The organism is Pseudomonas sp. CDFA 610 (genome assembly GCF_021147865.1).
GTDB classification, from domain to species: Bacteria; Pseudomonadota; Gammaproteobacteria; order Pseudomonadales; family Pseudomonadaceae; genus Aquipseudomonas; species Aquipseudomonas alliivorans.
Genome location: NZ_JAGTPM010000008.1, coordinates 323311 through 346644, shown reverse-complemented (window position 1 = coordinate 346644; position 23334 = coordinate 323311). Strand labels below are relative to the sequence as shown.

General features: G+C 58.4%; 22 protein-coding genes. 9 read left to right on the top strand and 13 right to left on the bottom strand.

Annotation, left to right across the window (positions count from 1 at the left end; genetic code table 11):
• Nucleotides 1–96: 96 nt before the first annotated feature.
• From msrQ to KDX39_RS17270, 6 genes are all read right to left on the bottom strand, one after another.
• Nucleotides 97–717 (bottom strand): protein-methionine-sulfoxide reductase heme-binding subunit MsrQ, encoded by a 621-nt coding sequence (gene msrQ, locus KDX39_RS17295; protein ID WP_231661187.1) that lies wholly within the window; start codon nt 715–717, stop codon nt 97–99.
• Entirely contained in the window at nt 717–1730 is a 1014-nt protein-coding gene (gene msrP, locus KDX39_RS17290) for a protein-methionine-sulfoxide reductase catalytic subunit MsrP (protein ID WP_231661186.1), read from the bottom strand. Before msrP ends, msrQ begins: the two co-directional genes overlap by 1 nt.
• Before the next feature lie 63 nt (nt 1731–1793).
• Nucleotides 1794–2651 carry a CDP-diacylglycerol--serine O-phosphatidyltransferase gene (gene pssA / locus KDX39_RS17285; protein WP_099226835.1) on the bottom strand — a complete coding sequence of 286 codons (858 nt, stop codon included), beginning with the start codon at nt 2649–2651 and terminating at the stop codon, nt 1794–1796.
• A 146-nt stretch (nt 2652–2797) separates the two neighbouring features.
• Nucleotides 2798–3814, bottom strand: a complete 1017-nt coding sequence (gene ilvC, locus KDX39_RS17280) for a ketol-acid reductoisomerase (protein ID WP_002552076.1) — start codon at nt 3812–3814, stop codon at nt 2798–2800.
• A gap of 46 nt (nt 3815–3860) precedes the next feature.
• On the bottom strand, nt 3861–4352 hold the full coding sequence (gene ilvN, locus KDX39_RS17275; RefSeq protein ID WP_025258538.1) for an acetolactate synthase small subunit: 492 nt from the start codon (nt 4350–4352) through the stop codon (nt 3861–3863).
• Between the two features lie 2 nt (nt 4353–4354).
• Nucleotides 4355–6079: an acetolactate synthase 3 large subunit gene (locus KDX39_RS17270; protein ID WP_231661185.1), complete on the bottom strand. Its 1725-nt coding sequence runs from the start codon at nt 6077–6079 to the stop codon at nt 4355–4357.
• A gap of 399 nt (nt 6080–6478) precedes the next feature.
• Here KDX39_RS17270 and KDX39_RS17265 point away from each other — a divergent pair, with 399 nt between their 5' ends.
• Nucleotides 6479–6910: a DUF4124 domain-containing protein gene (locus tag KDX39_RS17265; protein ID WP_184321526.1), complete on the top strand. Its 432-nt coding sequence runs from the start codon at nt 6479–6481 to the stop codon at nt 6908–6910.
• A gap of 11 nt (nt 6911–6921) precedes the next feature.
• Here the strand turns inward: KDX39_RS17265 and KDX39_RS17260 are convergent, their stop codons facing one another.
• Genes KDX39_RS17260 through mrcB form a run of 3 tightly spaced genes read right to left on the bottom strand, consistent with a single transcriptional unit; the run spans nt 6922 to nt 10329 of the window.
• Nucleotides 6922–7251 carry a YqcC family protein gene (locus KDX39_RS17260; RefSeq protein WP_099226822.1) on the bottom strand — a complete coding sequence of 110 codons (330 nt, stop codon included), beginning with the start codon at nt 7249–7251 and terminating at the stop codon, nt 6922–6924.
• Complete coding sequence (locus tag KDX39_RS17255) at nt 7251–7991, bottom strand: tetratricopeptide repeat protein (RefSeq protein ID WP_231661184.1); 741 nt, start codon at nt 7989–7991, stop codon at nt 7251–7253. Before KDX39_RS17255 ends, KDX39_RS17260 begins: the two co-directional genes overlap by 1 nt.
• Nucleotides 7992–8007: 16 nt before the next feature.
• Complete coding sequence (gene mrcB / locus KDX39_RS17250; RefSeq protein WP_231661183.1) at nt 8008–10329, bottom strand: penicillin-binding protein 1B; 2322 nt, start codon at nt 10327–10329, stop codon at nt 8008–8010.
• A gap of 133 nt (nt 10330–10462) precedes the next feature.
• Here mrcB and KDX39_RS17245 point away from each other — a divergent pair, with 133 nt between their 5' ends.
• Together KDX39_RS17245 and KDX39_RS17240 are read left to right on the top strand one after the other, a co-directional pair.
• The gene (locus tag KDX39_RS17245) at nt 10463–12001 is read left to right on the top strand and encodes a bifunctional aminoglycoside phosphotransferase/ATP-binding protein (RefSeq protein WP_231661182.1); all 1539 of its coding nucleotides are present in this window, start codon (nt 10463–10465) and stop codon (nt 11999–12001) included.
• A gap of 96 nt (nt 12002–12097) precedes the next feature.
• A complete protein-coding gene (locus KDX39_RS17240) occupies nt 12098–12442 on the top strand; it encodes a pentapeptide repeat-containing protein (protein WP_099226818.1) in 345 nt (114 codons plus the stop codon).
• A 282-nt stretch (nt 12443–12724) separates the two neighbouring features.
• On the opposite strand, the gene deoC is transcribed toward KDX39_RS17240, so the two are convergent.
• Both deoC and KDX39_RS26380 read right to left on the bottom strand, forming a co-directional pair.
• Nucleotides 12725–13552 (bottom strand): deoxyribose-phosphate aldolase, encoded by an 828-nt coding sequence (deoC, locus tag KDX39_RS17235; RefSeq protein WP_231661181.1) that lies wholly within the window; start codon nt 13550–13552, stop codon nt 12725–12727.
• A gap of 111 nt (nt 13553–13663) precedes the next feature.
• Nucleotides 13664–13798 (bottom strand): hypothetical protein, encoded by a 135-nt coding sequence (locus KDX39_RS26380; protein ID WP_269439927.1) that lies wholly within the window; start codon nt 13796–13798, stop codon nt 13664–13666.
• A gap of 175 nt (nt 13799–13973) precedes the next feature.
• Between KDX39_RS26380 and KDX39_RS17230 the strand changes: the two genes are divergently transcribed.
• Nucleotides 13974–14312 carry a Rieske (2Fe-2S) protein gene (locus tag KDX39_RS17230; protein WP_231661180.1) on the top strand — a complete coding sequence of 113 codons (339 nt, stop codon included), beginning with the start codon at nt 13974–13976 and terminating at the stop codon, nt 14310–14312.
• 19 nt (nt 14313–14331) lie between these two features.
• Here KDX39_RS17230 and sfsA read toward each other — a convergent pair whose 3' ends face one another.
• Nucleotides 14332–15045 (bottom strand): DNA/RNA nuclease SfsA, encoded by a 714-nt coding sequence (gene sfsA / locus KDX39_RS17225; RefSeq protein WP_210042677.1) that lies wholly within the window; start codon nt 15043–15045, stop codon nt 14332–14334.
• Nucleotides 15045–16217 carry a pyridoxal phosphate-dependent aminotransferase gene (locus tag KDX39_RS17220; RefSeq protein WP_231661179.1) on the bottom strand — a complete coding sequence of 391 codons (1173 nt, stop codon included), beginning with the start codon at nt 16215–16217 and terminating at the stop codon, nt 15045–15047. Before KDX39_RS17220 ends, sfsA begins: the two co-directional genes overlap by 1 nt.
• Nucleotides 16218–16566: 349 nt before the next feature.
• On the opposite strand from KDX39_RS17220, the gene dksA reads away from it, so the two are divergent.
• The 5 genes from dksA (at nt 16567) to KDX39_RS17195 (ending at nt 22720) form a co-directional block, all read left to right on the top strand.
• Entirely contained in the window at nt 16567–17007 is a 441-nt protein-coding gene (gene dksA / locus KDX39_RS17215) for an RNA polymerase-binding protein DksA (RefSeq protein ID WP_231661178.1), read from the top strand.
• Nucleotides 17008–17163: 156 nt separating this feature from the next.
• Complete coding sequence (gene gluQRS, locus KDX39_RS17210; RefSeq protein ID WP_231661177.1) at nt 17164–18051, top strand: tRNA glutamyl-Q(34) synthetase GluQRS; 888 nt, start codon at nt 17164–17166, stop codon at nt 18049–18051.
• 98 nt (nt 18052–18149) lie between these two features.
• Complete coding sequence (locus tag KDX39_RS17205) at nt 18150–18326, top strand: hypothetical protein (RefSeq protein ID WP_004879930.1); 177 nt, start codon at nt 18150–18152, stop codon at nt 18324–18326.
• Entirely contained in the window at nt 18310–21264 is a 2955-nt protein-coding gene (locus KDX39_RS17200; RefSeq protein WP_231661176.1) for a sensor histidine kinase, read from the top strand. Before KDX39_RS17205 ends, KDX39_RS17200 begins: the two co-directional genes overlap by 17 nt.
• Nucleotides 21265–21286: 22 nt before the next feature.
• Nucleotides 21287–22720 (top strand): sigma-54-dependent transcriptional regulator, encoded by a 1434-nt coding sequence (locus KDX39_RS17195; protein ID WP_231661175.1) that lies wholly within the window; start codon nt 21287–21289, stop codon nt 22718–22720.
• Nucleotides 22721–23334 lie beyond the last annotated feature (614 nt).

Below are 23334 nucleotides of genomic sequence, written 5' to 3'. Positions count from 1 at the left end.
CTTGTAACTCATTGAATCGCAAGGCTTTTTCGTTTCCGTCTGCGCCGGAAGTGGGGCGAATTATAGACACCTCAACGAGCGCGTCAACCGTTATTTTCAGGTTTTTGCCGACCGACTCGCCCCGACATTCACAAGACGCGGGATTCGCTTAGCAATTACGGGGATTCGCAGCAAAAGCAGCCCTGCCCCTATTGCTGCATAAAGCGCCCATTCTTTTAGATCGGCCCGCACAATCCAGAACATATGCAGCAAACCGAGCCCCAGAATCACATAGACCAGCCGATGAAGTTTCTTCCACCGAGCCCCCAACCGACGCTGACTGTATCGATTGGATGTCACCGCCAGCACCAGAAGACAGAGAAACCCGAGCGCTCCGACAATAATGTAGGGCCGCTTGACCAGCTCAACGCCCAGTTGCCCGAAATCCAACCCCAGGACAAAAAGCGTGTACATGGTCATGTGCAGCACCACATACGCGAAACACCAAAGCCCCAACTGCCGGCGTACCACGATCCAGAATGGCCAGCCGCTCAGTTTCTGCAGTGGCGTCATGGCTAGGGTGATCAGCAGCAGTATCAGCGCACCCAATCCGAAGTTCTCGACCAGCGCCTTTCCCGGATCAGGCCCCAGCGCAAATATCCAGGCTTGATAAAGCCATAGGACGGGAGCAACACAGGCAGCAAGAAATACGCAAAGACGCAGCAACGGATAACGCATCAGTAGTCCTTCCGCAGGTCCATGCCTGTATAAAGAGACGCTACCTCCTCCTCGTACCCGTTGAACATCTTCGTATCCATGACATTGGGGCTGAACAGTCCGCTCGGCAAACGTCGTTCGCGAGCCTGAGTCCATCGCGGGTGATCCACGGTCGGGTTCACGTTGGCATAGAAACCGTACTCATTGGCCGCGATGCTTTGCCAGGTCGTTTTGGGCTGTTCGCTCACCAGGCTTATCCGCACGATGGACTTCACGCTCTTGAAGCCATACTTCCACGGCACCACCAACCGAAGCGGCGCACCGTTCTGGTTGGGCAATTCACGGCCATACATGCCCACCGCCAGAATCGCCAGCGGATTCATCGCCTCATCAAGACGCAGCCCCTCAACATAAGGCCAGTCGATCAGCGCGAAGTCGGAACGCTGTCCCGGCATCGACTTGGAATCTTCAAGTGTCTCGAAACGAATGTATTTGGCCTTGGCGGTCGGCTCGACCTGCTTGAGCAAGGCCGAAATGGGAAACCCGATCCACGGAATCACCATCGACCAGGCCTCAACGCAGCGTAGACGATAGATGCGCTCTTCCAGTTGATAAGGCTTCATGAAGTCTTCCAGAGCGTAGCGGCCCGGTTTACCGACCTCACCATCAATCACCACACTCCAGGGCTCGGTTTTCAAGGAGCCCGCGTTTTTTGCGGGATCGCCCTTGTCAGTTCCGAATTCATAGAAGTTGTTGTAGTGAGTCGCGTCCTTGAAAGGCGTGATCGCCTCACCCTGGACGTTGACCGCCTGCCATTTGGTGTCCGGAAGCTTTTCAGCAAACCAGCTCGGGGCCTTGCCCGCCTCGACATCGGCGTAACGGGAAGGATCTGCGGCATTGGCCCAGCGCGGCAAGGCACTCACTGCCAATCCGGCCAAAGAACTGGCCAGCAGTGTGCGACGAGAAAGATAGATGGATTCAGGCGTAACGTCGGACTCTTTGGAGTCGGACGCAGAAGGAAGCTTGATTAGCATGATGACTCCGCAGCCTAGGGGAACTGATGCACCAATAGACTACGGAGTATGGTGGAAATTAGATCAGCTGGAGGATTTGTGGCGACGAAGACGCAACAAATATTGAGCAGGGCCCGACAGCGCGTAACCGAGGAAAATCAGCAGCAGGATGCGCGGCGGATCGCTGAACACGACAGCGAACACCAGGACCACCGCCAGAATCGCAACGAACGGCACTCGACCTCTCAGGTCAAGCTCCTTGAAGCTGTTGTACTTGATGTTGCTGACCATCAGCATCCCCGCACCGGCCACCAGCAGCGCGACCAGGAACGACAGCTTTGACCCCTGGATGCCGAAATCGCTGAACGCCCAGACGGTACCTGCCACGACACCGGCGGCAGCCGGACTGGCCAGACCGATGAAGTAACGCTTATCAGCCTTGCCGACCTGCGTGTTGAAACGCGCCAGACGCAACGCCGCCCCAGCGACATAAATGAAGGCAACCATCCAGCCGACCTTGCCCATGTCCCCGAGCGCCCAGCCAAATGCCAGCAAGGCAGGCGCCACACCGAAGGCAACCATGTCGGACAGCGAATCGTACTCGGCGCCGAAGGCGCTTTGCGTGTTGGTCATGCGCGCCACGCGGCCGTCGAGGCCATCCAGCACCATCGCTACGAAAATGGCGATGGCGGCGAACGCGAAGTACTTGCTGGCTCCCGCCGTGTCACCTGCGCTCAAGGCACTCTGGGCGCTCATGGAACTGATGATGGAATAGAAGCCCGCAAACAGATTGGCGGTAGTGAACAGGTTGGGCAGCAGATAGATGCCGCGATGACGCACCTTGCGGCCTTCGTCATCGTGCCCTTCTTCAACGTGTTCATCGATAGGTAGCAGACTTTCAGCGTCAGAGGCCTTGATCGGCTCTTCAGGACGTTCGCTCATGGACATTACCTTGCAGCGGTTGAAAAGGTTCGACAGATGTCTGCGACGAGGGTTCGTCAGCAAACGATGCAGCTTTATACCAGAGCCAGAACCCAGAACGAAAAAACGCGGCCTGTTGGCCGCGTTTTTTCATGAACCGGAAAAGATCAGTTCTTGTCCTTGTCGACGATTTTGTTCGCCGCAATCCAAGGCATCATCGAGCGCAGTTTCTCGCCGATGATTTCGATACCGTGCGCAGCGTTGTTACGACGCTTGGCGGTCATCGATGGGTAGCCGGTAGCACCTTCGCTGATGAACATCTTGGCGTATTCACCGTCCTGAATGCGCTTCAGAGCATTGCGCATGGCCTGACGGGATTCAGCGTTGATGACTTCCGGGCCAGTCACGTACTCGCCGTACTCGGCGTTGTTGGAGATCGAGTAGTTCATGTTGGCGATGCCGCCTTCGTACATGAGGTCAACGATCAGCTTCAGTTCGTGCAGGCACTCGAAGTAAGCCATTTCCGGCGCGTAACCGGCTTCAACCAGCGTTTCGAAGCCAGCCTTGACCAGCTCGACGGTACCGCCGCACAAAACAGCCTGCTCGCCGAACAGGTCGGTTTCGGTTTCGTCCTTGAATGTGGTTTCGATGATACCTGTACGGCCACCGCCAACGCCCGAAGCGTAGGACAGCGCGACGTTCTTGGCGTTGCCCGAAGCGTCCTGGTAAACAGCGATCAGGTCAGGAATACCGCCGCCCTTGACGAACTCGGTACGCACGGTGTGGCCTGGAGCTTTCGGCGCGATCATGATCACGTCCAGGTCAGCGCGTGGCACGACCTGGTTGTAGTGAATGGCAAAGCCGTGGGAGAAGGCCAGTGTTGCACCCTTCTTCAGGTTAGGCTCGACTTCATTCTTGTACAGCTGGGACTGGAACTCGTCCGGGGTCAGAATCATGACCAGGTCGGCAGCAGCAACGGCGGAAGCGACGTCGGTCACTTTCAGGCCATGAGCTTCAGCTTTGGCGACAGTGGCTGAACCCTTGCGCAGGCCAACAGTGACATCAACGCCGGAGTCTTTCAGGTTGCACGCTTGAGCGTGGCCCTGGGAGCCGTAACCGATGATGGCAACTTTCTTGCCCTGGATGATCGAAAGGTCGCAGTCTTTGTCGTAAAAAACTTTCATGGAAATCCCCTGTTATCTTGGCCGTTCAGGCCATTTGCTTAATGAGTTAAATGCTCAGCACTTTGTCGCCACGGGCAATGCCCGTCACGCCACTGCGTACTGTCTCCAGGATGGCGGCAGTGCCGATGGCCTGAATGAAGCTGTCCAGTTTGTCGCTCGTACCGCTCAACTGCACGGTGTAGACGCTGGCGGTCACGTCGACGATCTGTCCGCGGAAGATATCCGTGGTGCGTTTGATCTCGGCACGCTGGGCGCCGGTGGCCTTGACCTTGACCAGCATCAGCTCGCGCTCGATATGCGCGCTTTCCGACAGATCGACCAGCTTGACCACTTCAACGAGCTTGTTGAGGTTCTTGGTGATCTGCTCGATCACCTCATCATGGCCCACGGTGGTCAGCGTCAGACGCGACAGGGTCGGGTCTTCGGTTGGCGCTACCGTCAGGCTTTCGATGTTGTAGTTACGCTGCGAGAACAGCCCGACGACACGAGACAACGCACCCGGTTCGTTTTCCAGCAGTAGGGAAATGATGTGCCGCATGATTATGTCCGCTCCGTCTTGCTCAACCACATATCGCGCATGGAGCCGTCCTTGATCTGCATCGGATAGACGTGCTCGGTTACATCGACCTGAATGTCGAGGAAGACCAGACGATCTGTCATGGCAAAGGCTTCTTCCATTTTCGGCTTCAAATCTTTCAGGTCCGTGATACGCATGCCGACGTGGCCGTAGGCTTCGACCAGCTTGACGAAGTCAGGCAACGATTCCATATACGAGTGGGAGTGACGAGCGCCGTAGCTCATGTCCTGCCACTGGCGAACCATGCCAAGTACGCCATTGTTGAGCAGAATGATCTTCACTGGCAGACCGTACTGCAGGCAGGTCGACAGTTCCTGGATGTTCATCTGGATACTGCCTTCACCGGTCACGCATGCAACATGGGCATCCGGGAAGTTCAGTTTGACGCCCATGGCTGCCGGGAAACCGAAGCCCATCGTGCCCAGGCCACCCGAGTTGATCCAGCGGTTGGGCTTGTTGAAACGGTAGTACTGCGCCGCGAACATCTGGTGCTGACCCACGTCGGACGTGACATAGGCGTCACCCTTGGTGACTTCGCACAACGTTTCTATCACGGTCTGTGGCTTGATGACCGAGCCATCGCCGCGGTTGTAAGGGAACAGATCGCCGCCTGCACGCCACTCGTCGATCTGCTTCCACCATGCTGCAACGGACGCCTTGTCAGGTGTCTCACCGATGTCTTTCAGAGTAGCGACCATTTCGGTCAGTACGCTTTCGACAGGGCCCACGATTGGCACATCGGCCTTGATGGTCTTGGAGATGGAGGCCGGGTCAATATCGATGTGGATGATCTTGGCGTTCGGGCAGAATTTGCTCGCGCCGTTGATGACCCGGTCATCGAAACGCGCGCCGACGGCCAGGATCACATCGGTATGGTGCATGGCCAGGTTCGCGGTGTAGCTGCCGTGCATGCCAAGCATGCCTACGAACTGACGATCCGTGCCTGGGTAGCAACCCAGCCCCATCAGGGTGTTGGTGACCGGCGCATTGAGCAACTGAGCCAGCTCGCTCAATTGCGCAGAGCCGTTGCCCATGATCACGCCACCACCGGCGTAAATGATCGGACGCTTGGCGGCCAGCAGCATTTCGACCGCCTTGCGAATCTGGCCGGAGTGACCACGCACCGCCGGGCTGTAGGAACGCAGCTTGGCTTTCTTGGGGAAGACGTATTCGAACTTCTCGGCCGGGTTGGTCATGTCCTTCGGAATATCGACGACGACAGGACCAGGGCGACCGGATTGCGCCAGGTAAAAAGCCTTTTTCAGGATTTCCGGGATTTCCGACGCATGCTTGATCATGAAGCTGTGCTTCACGATCGGACGGGAGATACCGATCATGTCGGTCTCCTGGAACGCATCGGTGCCCACCAGCGTACTGGCGACCTGACCAGACAGTACCACCATCGGGATGGAGTCCATGTAGGCGGTCGCGATGCCGGTAATTGCGTTGGTCGCACCCGGACCGGAAGTAACCAGCACGACACCCGCCTTGCCGGTCGCACGTGCATAGCCATCGGCCATGTGCGTGGCAGCCTGCTCGTGGCGAACGAGGATATGGCTCACGGCCGGTTCTTTGAACAGGGCATCGTAGACATGCAGAAGGGCACCACCCGGGTACCCATAGATATGCTCAACGCCTTCGTCACGCAAAAAGCGGACGATCATTTCAGCGCCAGATAAAAGCTCCACGTTGTTCACCTCTAAAACGCCAGAATACCGCCCACTTCGGGACGGGTCTTAATAGGTTTACTGCCAAGCAGAGCATGAGCGACGGTGGTCGCCGACTACGTCAGCACTGACTGAGCAAGTATTGGGATATCCCTGAGTGTTGCGGAACATTCCCACCCAGCGCGAGGTAACGCGTTGCGGGTGTTACAGGTCGGCGCGGGTGTGCGCCTCATGATCTACCGAGAGGGTCTGCTTCTGGCAGTCCTTCTACAGCGAACTTTGGATTGTTGTGATTCGCCCCTCTCAAGTCAAGTCATCGTTGAGCTTTCTTGTTACCAAGGGCCTGAAATTGCACTGTTTCAGACTGAAGCGCACCGTTATGGTAGCTTTCCTATGGCATAGACATTTCAAGGAAACACCATGCGATGGATGATCTTCGCTGCGGCGCTGGCAATGGCCGCGAGCGCGAGCAGTCAGGCAGCACCGGTCTATAAGTGGGTGGATGCCCAGGGCGTGACCCACTTCGACGCCCAACCCCCGGCGGGCAAGGAGGCGCAGCAGATCAATGTGCAAACACCGCCCCCCTCATCCGCGCCCTCATCCACTTCTACCGACTCACCGTCAGAAGATGCTCAGCAACGCGCCATCAATGACAAGGTAAGGGCTCAGGTGAAAGTGCAGGAAGCGAAGCGGGAGGAAAATTGCGAGGGACTGCGCACCAACCTTGCGCAGCTGCAGAACAATCCGCGGATTAGGGAGCAGGTCGGTGGAGAAGTCAGGCGCCTCACGGAGGAGAACCGCAAGACGCGCATTGAAGAGACTGAAAAAGCCATCAGCGAGTACTGCCGCTAGGCAGTACCCGGTCAACTGACTTCGGTGATCAATTGATCGAAACGGGCCAGACTCTGCCGTAACGATCTGGTTTCGCCCATATGGCCGGAATAGACCATTTCAGCCATTTCCAGAATTCCGGACGCATTGGGCAGTGGAAGGTCACGCTCAAGGATGATCTTCATCCGGGGCAGGAAAATCCACTGCAGCCACTGCGCGAACTCGAGCGTATCCACACAGAAAGGCTCCTGACTGGACAACGCCTGCTCGCTGGGCGGCGTGGTCTCCCACCAGCCCAGCACCCGCAGCTCCCGCTCGATCAACAACAACTGTTCGGCAATTTCAGGAAAGCGCTCGTCCATCAGCGAGCCTTTTGCCGCGCCAGTGCTGCGCCGGCAGAATCGCCCTGCTTCTCGCGGGATTGAGCGATCAGTTCCCACAGGCTCGCCTGAAGACTGGCGCGACCGTTGGCATAGGTCAGACCACGACGCGCCAGTTGCTCGGCCTGGGCGGCATCGCCCTGAGCCAGACGCACTTGTGCAAGACGATAAAGTACTTGCGGCTCGCGAGGCGCGACACGCTGGGCACGCTCAAGACTGGACGATGCACCATTCAGGTCACCCCCACTCTGTTGTTGCTGCGCAGTGGTCAGCAACGCCAGCACTGGGCCATCCAGTTGCTCGTCTTCGGAAAGGCCTCCACCGCTGGACGGTATCCCGGTAGGTGCCGATGAAGGCGGCATGCTGTAACTGGTATTACTGGCAGGCGCAGGGGTGACCGGAGCCTGATTGACTGGCGAGGTGTCGATGGCGGGTGCATCGACACTGAAAGGAGCCTGGCTGGCAGGTGGCGAAAACGTCTGCCCCGGGTTGTTGCCGCCAGCGCCGGGAATCATCACAACGACACCCGAATCCTGCGGCACTGCCTGTGGTTGAGCCTGAGCCGTGTTTGCCTGATTCACGCCGTTACGTGACGCAGAAACACGTTCGCCGTTTGACACTTTCGAACTCGAATCCACGACCGGAATCGAGCCGCGCTCCACAGTGGCGCAACCGTTGAGCAACGCCAGAGTCGTTAGAGCTGGTATCCACCATTTATTCACTTCAAACCCTCATTGCTTAGTTCAACCACCCCTTGACCCAGTCCATCACCTCAGTGGCAGGTGCCGGAGTGCCGCCGCATGTGGCGCCGGGCTGGGGTTCACTGCCGCGAATATACGGCATCTGTACGGCATTCGGGCAGCTTGCATCAGAACCCTGTCCGGTCTGGGCGTCGACCCAGGCCTGGACGACGTTATCCGGCATGGCCATGTCCAGCGGCAACGGATCGGCCTTGCGCATGAAACTGGTCCAGACCTGCAATGCACCCGTGGCACCGGTGAACGGTGTCTTGCCGTTGTCATCGCGGCCCATCCACACCACGGCCAGCAGGTCCTGACTGAAGCCGGCGAACCAACTGTCGCGCGAATCGTTACTGGTACCGGTCTTGCCCGCCAGATTCAGCGAACCGGGTAACACGTTATAGACCGACTTGCCGGTACCTTCACGCATCACGCGCTGCATCGCATTCTGCACCAGATAAATGGCGCCCGGATCGAAACGCTGCTCGATCTGGAAAGGATAGCGCTTGAGCGGCTCGCCTTCGGCTGTCAGCACGCTGCGAATCCCGCGCATCGGCGTGTTGAAACCACCGCTCGCAATGGTCTGGTACATGGTGGCGACTTCCATTGGCGTCAGCCCTCCCGCACCCAGCAGCATGGATGGATAGGCAGGCCATTCACGTGTTACACCCAGCTTTGCCAGCGTCTTGAAGACGGTAGGCACACCCAGTTCAAGGCCCAGCTTGGCGGTTGAAAGGTTGTAGGAATGCGCAAGCCCCTGATACAGGAAGATGTTGCCGTGTGACTTGTGATCGTAGTTCTGAGGTTTCCAGACCTGACCGTCAGCGCCCTTGACCTGAAACAGCTCATCGGCAATCCAACTGGTCAGCGTGTACTGGCTTGGACGTTCAAGCGCTGTGAGATAGATGGCTGGTTTGACCAGCGAGCCGATCGGCCGCACGGCATCGATTGCACGGTTGAAGCCTGCGAACCCCGCCTGACGACTGCCCAGCAGAGCCTGCACTTCGCCGGTTTCCGGATTGGTCACAACCATTGCCGCTTCAACTTCGTCCGAACCCTTGCGCCCGGCCAGCCGCTTGAACGTATCGTCCATGGCCGCCTGGGACTTCATCTGCAGGATCGGATCGAAGCTGGTGAAAATCCGCAGCCCCTCTTCGGTCAAGTCTTCGTCGCGGTAGTCCTCGCGCAATTGACGCTTGACCAGATCCAGGAAGGCGGGGAACGAGCTGTCGGCCAGCGTACCGGTCTTGGTCACGCCCAACGGCATCTTCTTGGCGGCAGCCACGACTTCAGCGGTGGCAACGCCTTGCTGCTCGAACAGATCAAGCACCAGATTACGGCGCTCAAGTGCACGCTCGGGATTACGACGCGGGTTATAGAAGGATGGGCCCTTGACCAGCCCGACGAGCATCGCAACCTGATGGATTTTCAGCTCGGACAAAGGCTGACTGAAGAAGTACTGGCTGGCCAGACCGAAGCCATGCACTGCACGCTGACCATCCTGACCGACGAACACCTCATTGAGATAGGCCTCGAGAATCTCCTGCTTGCTGTAATGAATCTCCAGCAGCACCGCCATCATGGCTTCGGTCAATTTGCGCGAGAGACTGCGCTCGTTGGTCAGGTAGAAATTCTTGACCAACTGCTGGGTGAGCGTACTGCCGCCCTGACGCATCTGGCCTTGGGACGTATTGACCCAGATGGCGCGCGCAATCGACTTGGGCGACACACCAAAGTGATGGTAGAAGTCACGGTCTTCGACTGCTACCAGCCCATCGAGTAGATAAGGCGGAGCCTGATCCAGCTTGATGAGGATCCGGTCTTCAAGATTCTTGGGATACAAACCGCCGATCAACAGCGGCTCAAGACGGGCCACGGCCAGCTTGCCCCCGTTGCCGGACGACAGGTCGGCCACGTAGTCACCGGAAAAGCGCACGCGGACCTGCTGGGCCGGGTCGGTGCCTTCGTAAAACTGGAAGCCTCGGGTATTGAGGTCGACCGTGTTGCCGTTGACTGCGGCAGCGCCGGGCCCGTTCGCCACGCTTTCACGGCGGTAGCCCAACGCATCCAGCTCGATGAGGAAGTCATCGCGGCTGAGCTTCTGGCCAACGAACAGCTCCAGCGGACGCGCGTAGACCTTCGCAGGAATGGTCCAGCGCTTTCCGGAGAATTTCTCCTGGACAATCGCGTCAAGATAGATAGCCAGGCCAGCCAAAAGGACCAGACCGACAATGCTGAGCTTCAACGCCCAGCCCAGCCACTTGCGCAGGCTGCCGGAGGGTTGTTTTTTCGAGGGACGAGAGGTGCGGGATCGAGTCATGGGCGCGGATTATACGCACTTTGCATGGCTTCGACAGACACCCGAGCCGGCGGTTTGCAGCGTCGCGCCAAGCGGCCATAATGGCCGCATCTGACAGTTACATTTTTTTGAATCCACTCCTGAAGGATCGCCCGTGAGCCAGTCTTTGATCGCAGCCCTGCAAAATCCCGCTCTTTTCCCCCATCCGGTAGAAGATTTTCAGGTTATCGAAACCCATATCTCATGGGTATTGCTCACCGGCCCTTACGCCTACAAGATCAAAAAACCTGCGAACTTCGGCTTTCTCGACTTCACCACACTGTCGTCGCGCGAGCATTTCTGCAATGAAGAACTGCGCCTCAACCAACGCATGACCGACGATCTGTACCTGGAGGTGCTGCCGATTACCGGTTCAGTCGAAGCCCCGCAACTGGGCGGCAGCGGTGAAGTCATCGAGTACGCTCTCAAGATGCGGCAGTTCTCGCAAGCCGGCCTGCTGAGCACCCTGCAAGCCAACGGCGAGCTGACAGCCGGACACATTGACGAACTGGCGGTCCAGATCGCCGGGGTTCACGAACAAGCCCCGCGCGTCATGTCTGACACGGATCTAGGCTCGCCCGACAGCGTCATGGCGCCAGTGCTGCAGAACTTTGAGCAGATTCGCCCTCTTATCAGCGAAAAATCCGACTTGGCCCAACTTGATGCCCTACAGGCGTGGGCAGAGTCGAGCTTCGAGCGCCTCAAGCCGTTGATGGCTCAGCGCAAGGCAGAAGGTTTTATCCGCGAATGCCATGGCGACATTCACCTGGGTAACGCGACCCTGATCGACGGCAAGGTTGTACTGTTCGACTGCATCGAATTCAACGAGCCGTTCCGCAAGACCGACGTCTACGCCGACATCGGCTTTCTGGCCATGGACCTGGAAGACCGCGGTTTGAAATCGCTTTCTCGACGCCTGATCAGCCTGTATCTGGAAAAGACCGGCGACTATGACGGCCTTGAACTGCTCAATTTCTACAAGGCCTACCGGGCCATGGTACGCGCCAAGGTTGCGCTGTTCAGCCAGCCCGCCAATGCCGATGGTGTTCAGCGTGCTGCGACCTTTCGTCAATACCGCAATTACGCGAATCTGGCCGAGAGCTACAGCGCCATCCCTTCACGCTTTCTCGTAGTGACTCACGGAGTTTCCGCCGTTGGCAAAAGCCATGTCGCCATGCGTCTGGTCGAATCACTGGGCGCGATCCGTCTGCGCTCAGACGTCGAGCGCAAGCGCATGTTCTCCGATGAAAGCACCGCGCTTTACGCAGAGCAGGCCAGCAGTGCGACCTACAATCGCCTGCATGAACTGGCGGGAAAAGTATTGCACGCAGGCTTTGCCGTCGTGATTGACGCCACCTACCTCAAGCATGAACAGCGCGTTTCGGCCGCCAAAGTTGCTGAAACCACCGGCGTGCCGTTCCTGATCCTGGATTGCGAAGCACCAGACGCCGTTATTGAAGGCTGGCTGGCACAGCGTCAGGCGCAGAACACCGATCCTTCAGACGCGACCATGGATGTCATCAAGGCCCAGCAGGCCAGCCGCGAGCCACTGACTGCGGAAGAAATCATCTGCAGCAAGCACGTTGCGACCAATCAGAGTAGTGATCTGGACAGCCTCATCGATCAGTTGCGCCAGCGTCTGCCCGGCCTCTGAACACCGTGCTCAGCCGTTGGGCAGGTAGCGCTTCACGGCTGAACAATGGTGGCGATATACTGGCGCCATAATTCCAACACAAACCACGAGGCCATCATGAGCCAGCCCAAACAGATCGACTCACCGCTCTACATCATGCTGCGTAGGGACGACGTCGAAGGCTTCAATCAGGAGAAGCCGAAGACCGGCACTATCGATATGGCCGGGGGTGATTTCCGGGGTCTTGATCTGCGTGATCTGGATACTGCGGGTATCGACTTCACCGATGCCTACTTCCGCTCAGCCGATCTTCGCGGCCTGGATTTGCGCAACACGCCGATGGAAGGTGCGAGCATCGCGCATGCACAGATATCGGGCGCTTACTTCCCGGCAGAACTCACCGCAGATGAAATTCTGATGTCTGTGAATTTCGGTACCCGACTGCGCTATCGCACTCGCTGAGCCCCCTTTTCAAATACCGCCTTTGAAACAACCGTCTTGAACCGGTATGCGCAACGCATGCCGGGTGTAGGCGTTTTTCCGTTGATCCACGTCTGCTCCTGCGCCCCCGCTCCCGTTGTTATTCCATACTTCCTGGCATCAATTTCCGGCACCTGACCAGCGGGGAAAAGAACTGTTGACTTACAAATGAGAATAGTTATGATTATCACATCCGGTCGCGAGACTGGACGATAACTGAAAGACCTTGGTTCGGACTTTCAGATTATCTCCTCATCAGGCTAATCACGGTTTTTGACCCGGCTCTTTGCCGGGTCTTTTTTTGCCTTCGAAAAATGGCTGAAGGCCTGCATACGCGTGCAAGCCAAGCCTTCCGAGCAAATCATCGAGCAGACTCGATCCACCCAGTCGCACCCTGTCACTGACTATCCAGTGAGCACCGAACCTTGCGTGAGCCAGTTGAATGAAAGGCCTGGCGTCTTCAAAGGAACGAAGCCCGCCTGCGACCTTGAAGCCGACCTGTCCGCCCGTGTCGGCAATGGATTCCAGCATGATTCGCGCAGCCTGAGGCGTTGCATGTCGCGCGGATTTGCCGGTGCCTGTCTTGAGAAAGTCGGCACCCGCTTCGATGGCTGCGCGGCAAGCCGTGTGAATGACCTCTGAATCTCTCAATTCGCCGGTCTCGAGCGTTACCGTCAACTTGACCCGCCCGTCGAGCCTGGATCGACAGGCCGAGATCAGGTCCGCGCCCGTCTGCTCATCGCCGCCGAGCAATGCGCGAAAGGGATAGACAACATCGACCTCGTCGGCACCCGCAAGCATGGCCGCACGCGTCTCGGAAGCCGCAGCCTCCAAATCCGTTCCACCGTGAGGAAAGTTGACCACTGCCACGACCTTGACCTGATGTGCCTGGAGTCGATCCAGCGTCGTACGCGCCAGGCAGACAAAACGTGAAGACACGCTCACTGCGGCAACAGGCCCCAGCGGCGTCAGTGCCCGCTGACAGATCCCCATGATGCGTTGGTCGGTATCGTCGTGATTGAGGGCGAAGAGTTCCATCAAGGCTATGGCCTGGCGTGCCAGTTGCTCATCATCGGCAGTGATCGCTGTCATGGTAGGTCGCTCGCAGAAACGGGAGCGAGACGATATACGAGCCTGCGCGCAGGTAGGACGCCACATTGCCTCTCGGGACAGGTACCACGTCAAACAAAGAAAAGTCCGATACTACTGAATGCCTGGATCCTGCCTGAGTCCAGCCACCGTGCACCACACGTAATCGGCACTTTCCTCGGTAATCTCATCCTCGATCTGAGCCAGCAGCGACACGAGCACCGCGGTGCCGATGTCAATGTCTGCCATGTGCACGAATCATTCCTCAATCCAATTGCGCACGTGCGGCCCGAAGATCCGGGCGTCAGGCAACATTACCTGACCACATTGACGGGTCAGCAGACTAAAATCACACCCAATGATCCTTGGCGGCACAGTTCGACCGGGATCGCCGTCAAAGCCATCCACGCTTCATGGGGTTTTCTTGAGATTTCTCTGCACATCCACCCACCTAACGGAATCACAGAGTCGCGGGTTCGAACTGGAAGACTACAGACTTCTGGCGATACGCCGACACGGAGAGGTTTTCATCTACAGGAATCGCTGCCCGCATCGTGGCGTCCCCTTGGAATGGCAGCCCGACCAGTTTCTGGACAGCAGCGCCAGTCTGATCCAGTGCGCCACCCACGGTGCGCTGTTTCTGATCGAGAATGGCGAGTGCGTGGCAGGCCCCTGCGAGGGTCAGTCGCTGACCGCGCTCAATTCTCATGAAGATGCCCAGGGCATTTGGGTAACCTTGCCTGAAGACCACCTGCAGGACTAATTATCCCGGCATCGATGGCTTATCCCGGCCATAGCACCTGCAGGCGCCGGTCGATGCGCACTTCCTGCGGATCCAGATGCACGCCGTAGGCCAGAACCTCGACACCGGCATCCATCGCGTCCTTCAACGCCAGCGCGTAGGCCGGGTCAATCTCCTGTGCGGGTCGCACCGACTCGATCCCGGTGAGGTTGACGCAATACAACAAGACTGAACGCACACCCTCGCGTGCCAAGGCCGCCAGTTCGCGCAGGTGACGTGCCCCCCGTTGTGTTACGGCATCGGGAAACGCGGCGACGGCCGACTCATCAAAGCCGAGCGTGACGCTTTTTACTTCCAGATACACATGGCCATCGGGATACTCGAGACGGAAATCGACACGGCTTTTTTCCTGCCCATACGCCACCTCGCGCTTGAGCGCCGTGAAACCGTTCAACTCGCTGATCACACCCGCGCGCAAAGCCTCCTCCACTAGTGTGTTGGCGCGCCCGGTATTGATGCACGCGAAACGACCCTGCGGCGTTTCACTGATCTCCCATGTGCCCGGCAGTTTGCGCTTGGGATCACTGGAGCGACTGAACCAGACACGCCCTCCCGGCATCATGCAATTGAGCATCGAACCGGTGTTGGGACAATGAATGGTCAACAGCTCGCCGCTATCGGTCTCGATATCGGCCAGGAAACGTTTGTAGCGAATAATCAGACGACCCTGCTCCAATTCAGGCGAGAAACGCATCAGGCACTCCAACTGCGCAGGCCGCGTGCAATGCGCTCGACGGCCTCCTGCAATCTGGGCAGGCTCTGGGTATAGGCAAAACGCACGTGATGCCCGGCCAGATGACGACCAAAGTCCAGCCCCGGCGTGAACGCAACGTGTTCGGTTTCCAGAAAGTGTCGACAGAACGCAAAGGCATCACCTCCAAATGCGCTGATGTCGGCATACAGGTAAAACGCGCCCTCCGGCTCGACAGCAATGCCAAAACCCAATTCACGCAAGGCAGGCAGCAGGAAATCCCGACGACGCCCGAATTCCGCGCGCCGCTGCTCCAGGATGTCCAGGGTCTGCGGCTCGAAACAGGCAAGCGCCGCGTATTGCGCCATGCTCGGCGCACTGATGTAGAGGTTCTGGGCGAGCTTTTCCAGGTCGGCCACCGCGTCTGTCGGTGCGACCAGCCAGCCCAGACGCCAACCTGTCATGCCGAAGTACTTGGAAAAACTGTTGAGCACAAACGCGTCATCATCGACTTCCAGCACACTGCTGGCGTCCATGCCATAGGTCAGGCCGTGGTAAATCTCGTCGACCACCAGATGCCCGTTGCGCGCCTTCAAGGTCTGCGACAGGGCGGCCAGCTCATCGCGATGCAACAGGGTGCCGGTAGGGTTGGCGGGTGATGCCACCAGCGCACCGACACTGTCTTCATTCCAGCACCGCTCGACCAGTTCGGGCGTCAGCTGATAGCGCTCTTGCGGGCCGACCGGCACCAACTGAGCGCCACCTTCGACCAGGCGCAGAAAGTGGCGATTGCACGGATAACCCGGATCGGCCAGCAACCAGTGCTTGCCCGGATCCACCAGCAGGCTGCTGGCCAGCAGCAGCGCACCCGAACCACCCGGCGTGACCAGAATTCGCTCGGGATCGATATCCACCTGATAACGCTGGGCATAGAAACCGGATATGGCCTCACGCAACCGGGGCAGGCCACGGGCGGCGGTATAGCGTGTCTTGCCGTCAGCCAGCGCCGCCTGTCCGGCCGCAATAATGGGTTCGGCCGTGGTGAAGTCCGGCTCGCCTATCTCCAGATGAATCACGTCGTGGCCCGCCGCCTGTAGCTCATTGGCACGCGCCAGCAGCGCCATGACATGAAACGGTTCGATAGCGCGACTGCGCGCGCTGTAAGGCTGGGCCATGGGTCTTCCTTTATGACGAAGGCTTCTGGAAATGTGATTGTCACAACAGAGGAACACGATTCTACCCACCCTGTACCTGCGGTGCCCTAAATGATCGTGCAGGACGTATCGATAAAGCAGAAAGAAAAGAAAGCTACGACGGCTGTCGAAGACTAGAGTTCATTTAAGGCACGGGCAGTTTCGTTACGGTCACCTCTGCAAGCAGACCGCTTCGTCATGCTCGACAACCGGGAGTAGCGCACTCCGATTTGATCTGGTAAGTTCGCCCGCTTGCAGCTGCAGGGCCGACGGGTGTCGGTGATGGAACAATCCTGCGCAATAGATTAGAAGAGTGAGAGGCGGTCCATACATGCCCACCCCAGATAAGCAACAGAACCATCTAATCAGCGGCTTTTCACCCTACGTTCCGACGAAGGATGAAGAGTACATGAGCGAGCCTATGCGCGCGCACTTCACCAAGATCCTGAACAAGTGGAAACAGGACTTGATGCAAGAGGTCGATCGCACGGTGGACCACATGAAGGACGAAGCTGCCAATTTCCCTGACCCGGCCGACCGCGCCAGTCAGGAAGAAGAGTTCAGCCTTGAACTTCGCGCTCGTGATCGCGAACGCAAACTGATCAAAAAGATCGACAAGACGCTGCAACTGATCCTTGATGAAGAATATGGCTGGTGCGAATCCTGTGGCGTCGAAATCGGCATCCGCCGCCTCGAAGCCCGTCCGACTGCGGATCTGTGCATCGACTGCAAGACCCTGGCGGAAATCAAGGAAAAACAGGTCGGCAAGTGACCTGCAGGACCTGCCTTGAAAAAAAAGACGCTTCGGCGTCTTTTTTTGGTTTTCATGGATCGAGAAGTTGCTATTGATAGTGCACATCGCTCTACGTGGAGATGCCACTCGCTTCACGCTTGATCGCCAAAGCTGCGCACCAGTAACATCCGGCCCATGAAAAAATCTGCCTACATCGGGCGCTTTGCGCCGACGCCCAGTGGTTATCTGCATTTTGGCTCGCTGGTTGCGGCACTTGCCTCTTATCTCGACGCGCGTGCAGCAGGCGGACAGTGGCTGATGCGCATGGAAGACCTGGATCCACCACGTGAAGTGCCGGGTGCGCAAGCGGCCATCCTGGAAACGCTGGAACGCTACGGCTTCGAGTGGGACGGCGAGTTGATCCGCCAGAGCGAACGCCATGATGCCTACGCCGCCATTATCGACCGCTGGTTCAGCAACGGCCTGGCCTACGCCTGCACCTGTTCACGCAAACAGCTCGAAGGCTATAAAGGCGTTTATCCCGGCTTGTGCCGCAACGCAGGGCATTCGCCCGATAACGCCGCCATTCGCATTCGCGTGCCGGAACTGGAGTATCGCTTCGAAGACCGGGTGCAAGGCACGTTCCGCATGCACCTGGGCAACGAAAGCGGGGACTTTGTGATTCGCCGACGGGATGGCCTGTATGCCTATCAACTGGCAGTCGTCATTGACGATGCCTGGCAGGGCGTGACCGATATCGTCCGCGGCGCCGACCTGCTGGACTCGACCCCGCGCCAGTTGTATCTGCAGGAGTTGCTGGGCATTGCTCAGCCGCGCTACCTGCATGTGCCGCTGATCACCCAACCCGACGGCCACAAGCTCGGCAAGTCCTATCGCTCGCCCCCCCTGCCTGCCGATCAGGCCACGCCCCTGCTGCTGCGCGCCTTGCGTGCACTGGGCCAGCCAACCGATTCACAGTTGATGTACGGAACAGCCCACGAAGTGCTGGCCTATGGCATTGAGCACTGGACCCCGGACCTCATCCCCAGGGTGAACAACATTGAGGAAGCCCGGATAGACTGAGCCAGAGCGGTTGCTGAAAACTACTGCTTATGGCTACTTGCAGCTTGTCGCGCATCCGTTACCATGCCGCTCCTCATCTACCAGCGCAGGGAGACCAGATGTACATATACCGGTTGGTTTTGCTTCTGGTGGTAGGTATTTACCTTTTCTCTCCGGCCATCATGGACTGGTGGATCGACGCGACAGGTGCCTGGTACCGGCCCTATCTGCTGTGGCTGATCCTGATCGTGGTGACGTTCATTCTTCAGAGCCAGCGAGATGCCGATGAGCTTTAGCCTGACGCAGATGTTGCTGGTGAGCGCCGGCTATCTGCTGGTGCTGTTTGGCGTTGCCTGGGTCAGCGAACGCGGCCTGATTCCGCGCGCAATCATCCGCCACCCACTGACCTATACACTCTCGCTGGGCGTCTACGCCAGTGCCTGGGCGTTCTATGGCACGGTCGGTCTGGCCTATCAGTACGGTTACGGTTTTCTCTCCAGCTATCTCGGTGTGTCCGGTGCATTCCTGCTGGCACCGGTGTTGCTTTACCCGATTCTGAAAATCACCCGCACCTATCAACTTTCCTCACTGGCCGACCTGTTCGCGTTCCGCTTCCGAAGTACCTGGGCGGGCGCGCTGACCACGGTGTTCATGCTGATTGGTGTGCTGCCACTGCTGGCACTGCAGATTCAAGCGGTAGCCGACTCGATCAGCATCCTGACGCGCGAGCCGGTGCAGGATCGTGTGGCCGTGGCGTTCTGCGCGATCATCATGTTGTTCACGATCTTCTTCGGCTCACGACACATCGCGACGCGTGAAAAACATGAGGGACTGGTGTTCGCCATCGCCTTTGAATCGCTGATAAAACTGATCGCCCTGGGAGGCGTCGGCCTGTACGCCCTGTACGGCGTGTTCGACGGCCCGCAGCAACTGGAACTCTGGCTGCTGCAGAACCAGACCGCCCTGGCGTCGCTGCATACGCCTCTGCAGGAAGGTCCGTGGCGCACGCTGCTGCTGGTGTTCTTCGCCTCGGCCATCGTCATGCCGCACATGTACCACATGACCTTTACCGAAAACCTCAACCCGCGCTCGCTGGTCAGCGCCAGCTGGGGCCTGCCGTTGCTCCTGCTGCTGATCAGTCTGGCCGTTCCACTGATCCTCTGGGCCGGGCTCAAGCTCGGCGCGACCACCAGCCCCGAATATTTCACTCTCGGCATCGGGATGGCTGCCAATAAGCCAGCTCTGGCGCTGCTTGCCTATATCGGCGGGTTGTCAGCGGCCAGCGGACTGATCATCGTCACTACGCTCGCGCTGTCGGGCATGGCACTCAACCATCTCGTGCTGCCGCTTTACCAGCCACCGGCGGAAGGCAATATCTATCGCTGGCTGAAGTGGACCCGACGCGGGCTGATCGTGGCGATCATCGCAGCAGGCTACGGTTTCTACCTGATGCTCGGCGCGCAGCAGGACCTGGCCAATCTGGGCATCGTGGCGTTTGTTGCGACACTGCAGTTTCTGCCAGGCGTGCTGTCGGTGCTGTACTGGCCGACGGCGAACCGGCGTGGCTTTATTGCCGGACTGCTGGCCGGGATCGCGGTCTGGGTCGTCAGCATGCTGTTGCCGCTTATCAGCAACCTGCAGGGCTTCTACATTCCGCTGCTGAATATGATTTACGTGCTGGACGACACCAGTTGGCACATGGCGGCCATCGCGTCGCTGGCCGCAAACGTGCTGTTGTTCACCCTCGTGTCGCTGTTCACCAATGCCAGCGCCGAAGAAGTCAGCGCGGCAGAAGCCTGCGCAGTCGACAACGTGCGCAGGCCTCAACGCCGCGAATTGCACGCCGTGTCGCCACAGGAGTTCGCCACGCAACTGGCCAAGCCGCTGGGCGCGAAGGCAGCGCAGAAAGAAGTCGAGCAGGCCCTGCGCGATCTTTATCTGCCCTTCGATGAACGCAGGCCTTATGCATTGCGGCGTCTGCGCGACCGGATCGAGGCCAACCTGTCCGGCCTGATGGGCCCTAGCGTCGCTCAGGACATGGTGGAGACTTTCCTGCCGTACAAATCGGGCAGCGAAAAATACGTCACTGAAGATATCCACTTCATTGAAAGCCGGCTCGAGGATTACCACTCGCGCCTGACCGGGCTCGCTGCCGAACTCGATGCCCTGCGCCGCTACCACCGCCAGACCCTGCAGGAACTGCCGATGGGCGTGTGCTCGCTGGCCGAGGATCAGGAAATTCTGATGTGGAACCGTGCCATGGAAGAGCTGACCGGCATCGTCGCTCAGCGCGTCGTGGGTTCCCGCCTTGAGACCATCGCCGAGCCGTGGAAAGGCCTGCTGACCGGCTTCATCAGCGTGCCTGATGAACACTTGCACAAGCAGCGTCTTGGTCTCGATGGTCAGACCCGCTGGCTCAACCTGCACAAGGCGGCCATCAACGAACCGCTCGCGCCAGGCAACAGCGGTCTGGTACTGCTGGTGGAAGACCTTACAGACACGCAGATGCTGGAAGACAAACTGGTCCACTCGGAACGGTTGGCCAGCATTGGCCGACTGGCGGCCGGTGTCGCCCACGAAATCGGCAACCCGATCACCGGTATCGCCTGCCTGGCGCAGAACCTTCGGGAAGAGCGTGAAGAAGACGACGAGCTGAAAGAGATCAGCAGTCAGATTCTCGAACAGACCAAACGCGTGTCGCGTATCGTGCAGTCGCTGATGAGTTTTGCCCACGCCGGCGCTCATCAGCACAGTGACGAAGCCGTCTGTCTGGCCGAAGTGGCTCAGGATGCCATCGGCCTGCTGGCGCTGAACCGACGCAATTTCGAAGTGCAGTTCTACAACCTCTGCAACCCTGAACACTGGGTCGATGGTGACCCGCAACGCCTTGCACAGGTGCTGATCAACCTGCTGTCCAACGCGCGCGACGCTTCGCCCGCAGGCAGCGCGGTCAGGGTCAAGAGTGAAGCATCCGAACACACTGTGGATTTGATCGTCGAGGACGAAGGCAGTGGAATACCCAAGGCAATCATGGACCGATTGTTCGAGCCATTCTTCACCACCAAAGACCCCGGTGAAGGAACAGGACTGGGGCTTGCGCTGGTCTATTCCATCGTTGAAGAGCATTATGGACAAATCACCATCGACAGCCCGGCCGACCCCGAGCACCAGCGTGGTACCCGTATCCGGGTGACTCTGCCACGCCATGTCGACGCGACGTCCACCGCGAACTGAGACCGTCGAGAGAACTGAATCAATGCCGCATATTTTGATCGTCGAAGACGAAACGATTATCCGCTCAGCCCTGCGTCGCCTGCTTGAACGCAATCAGTATGAAGTCAGTGAGGCCGGTTCTGTTCAGGAGGCTCAGGAACGTTTCAGCATCCCGTCCTTTGACCTGATCGTCAGCGACCTGCGGCTTCCGGGTGCGCCCGGTACCGAACTGATCAAGCTGGGCGAAGGCAAGCCGGTGCTGATCATGACCAGCTACGCCAGCCTGCGCTCGGCAGTCGACTCAATGAAAATGGGCGCGGTGGATTACATCGCCAAACCCTTCGATCATGACGAGATGCTTCAGGCCGTGTCGCGCATCCTGCGTGACCGCCAGACGGTCAGCAGCCTGCAGGCCGAACGCAGCGCCATGGGCAAGGTAAGCAGTGCCGAGAAAGGTACGGCACCGAACAACAATGGCGAAATCGGCATCATCGGCTCGTGTCCGCCGATGCTCGATCTTTACAGCAAGATTCGCAAAGTCGCACCGACCGACTCCAACGTGCTTGTCCAGGGCGAGTCGGGCACGGGTAAGGAACTGGTTGCCCGCGCTCTGCACAATCTGTCACGCCGCGCCAAGGCACCGATGATTTCCGTCAACTGCGCAGCCATTCCCGAGTCGCTCATCGAGTCCGAACTGTTCGGACACGAGAAAGGCGCGTTTACAGGCGCCAGCGCCGGACGTGCCGGTCTGGTGGAAGCCGCGGATGGCGGCACGCTGTTTCTCGACGAGATCGGTGAATTGCCGCTGGAAGCCCAGGCACGCCTGTTGCGCGTTCTGCAGGAAGGCGAAATTCGCCGGGTCGGCTCGGTGCAGTCGCAAAAGGTCGATGTGCGACTGATTGCGGCGACCCACAGAGACCTCAAGACCCTGGCCAAGAATGGCGAGTTCCGTGAAGACCTTTTTTACCGCCTGCACGTCATCGCCCTCAAGCTTCCGGCCTTGCGCGAACGCGGCAGCGATGTGCTCGAAATCGCCCACGCCTTTCTGGCACGCCAGAGCGCCAAGGTCGGCCGTAATGACCTGAAGTTCGCGCCTGATGCCGAGCAGGCGATTCGTCACTACAGTTGGCCGGGTAACGTCCGCGAACTGGAAAACGCGGTGGAGCGTTCGGTCATTCTCTGCGAGAACCCGGAAATCACCGCCGACCTGCTGGGTATCGACATCGAACTGGACGGTCTGGGTGACGACGAGTACATGGGCCTTGCGCCGCTGCCCGGCGGCTCGACCTCCGGCAGCAGCGAGCCGACCGAGGACCTGTCGCTGGAAGACTATTTCCAGCACTTCGTTCTGGAACATCAGGACCACATGACCGAAACCGAGCTGGCCCGCAAACTCGGGGTCAGCCGCAAGTGCCTGTGGGAACGTCGTCAGCGCCTGGGTATACCCCGTCGAAAAGGGGTGGCCAACGAAACCTGATGCTCTGCGCAAGGCTCTGGCACGCGGCGCTCAGGGCTTTGCACAAACTGTTACCCTCCTCGCCTCACGTAACAAAAGCCGGGTCTTACGGTAACGAAGTCCCGGCTTTTTTATGCCTGTCGTTTTTTGAAAAAGCTACCAAGGCCCCGGTTTACGGGGCTTTTGAAAAGTTGGCACAGGTCCTGCTATATCTCTGGTACAAGAACAACAAGCAGTACGACACCCATAACAAGAACAACACGAATCGACTCACGCATAACAAGAACAACACGGCGGAGGCGCAGCTAACTGATTCTTTTGGAGAGGAGTTGTATTTGGGGCTTGCCCCGCAACCAGGCCGAGAACAACAAAAACTACCCTTAGGTAGAGCCTGAACTGGTTGGATCGAATGATCATTGCAACGCAGCGACCAAAGCAATCCGTTTGCTCTTGACTCCCGATTGGGAGGTTTCACAGACGAAAGTCTCGTGAATGGGCACTCAACAAAAACAAGAAGCCCTAACAGAAAACAATAATAAAGAGCACACACTTTGGGGGAGCTTCGGCTCCCCCAGTAGCTTCCAGAACAAAGCCCTGCCTCACTTTCCCTGCCTTCAGCGATAGCTTCCTACACC

Coding starts and splice junctions, on each gene's coding strand:
- KDX39_RS17195 (WP_231661175.1), top strand. CDS start 21,287: ATGCCGCATATTTTGATCGTCGAAGACGAAACGATTATCCGCTCAGCC.
- KDX39_RS17220 (WP_231661179.1), bottom strand. CDS start 16,217: ATGGCCCAGCCTTACAGCGCGCGCAGTCGCGCTATCGAACCGTTTCAT.
- KDX39_RS17260 (WP_099226822.1), bottom strand. CDS start 7,251: ATGGACGAGCGCTTTCCTGAAATTGCCGAACAGTTGTTGTTGATCGAG.
- gluQRS (WP_231661177.1), top strand. CDS start 17,164: ATGAAAAAATCTGCCTACATCGGGCGCTTTGCGCCGACGCCCAGTGGT.
- sfsA (WP_210042677.1), bottom strand. CDS start 15,045: ATGCGTTTCTCGCCTGAATTGGAGCAGGGTCGTCTGATTATTCGCTAC.
- mrcB (WP_231661183.1), bottom strand. CDS start 10,329: ATGACTCGATCCCGCACCTCTCGTCCCTCGAAAAAACAACCCTCCGGC.
- pssA (WP_099226835.1), bottom strand. CDS start 2,651: ATGAGCGAACGTCCTGAAGAGCCGATCAAGGCCTCTGACGCTGAAAGT.
- dksA (WP_231661178.1), top strand. CDS start 16,567: ATGCCCACCCCAGATAAGCAACAGAACCATCTAATCAGCGGCTTTTCA.
- msrQ (WP_231661187.1), bottom strand. CDS start 717: ATGCGTTATCCGTTGCTGCGTCTTTGCGTATTTCTTGCTGCCTGTGTT.
- deoC (WP_231661181.1), bottom strand. CDS start 13,552: ATGACAGCGATCACTGCCGATGATGAGCAACTGGCACGCCAGGCCATA.
- msrP (WP_231661186.1), bottom strand. CDS start 1,730: ATGCTAATCAAGCTTCCTTCTGCGTCCGACTCCAAAGAGTCCGACGTT.
- KDX39_RS17265 (WP_184321526.1), top strand. CDS start 6,479: ATGCGATGGATGATCTTCGCTGCGGCGCTGGCAATGGCCGCGAGCGCG.
- KDX39_RS17205 (WP_004879930.1), top strand. CDS start 18,150: ATGTACATATACCGGTTGGTTTTGCTTCTGGTGGTAGGTATTTACCTT.
- KDX39_RS17200 (WP_231661176.1), top strand. CDS start 18,310: ATGCCGATGAGCTTTAGCCTGACGCAGATGTTGCTGGTGAGCGCCGGC.
- ilvC (WP_002552076.1), bottom strand. CDS start 3,814: ATGAAAGTTTTTTACGACAAAGACTGCGACCTTTCGATCATCCAGGGC.
- KDX39_RS17240 (WP_099226818.1), top strand. CDS start 12,098: ATGAGCCAGCCCAAACAGATCGACTCACCGCTCTACATCATGCTGCGT.
- ilvN (WP_025258538.1), bottom strand. CDS start 4,352: ATGCGGCACATCATTTCCCTACTGCTGGAAAACGAACCGGGTGCGTTG.
- KDX39_RS26380 (WP_269439927.1), bottom strand. CDS start 13,798: ATGGCAGACATTGACATCGGCACCGCGGTGCTCGTGTCGCTGCTGGCT.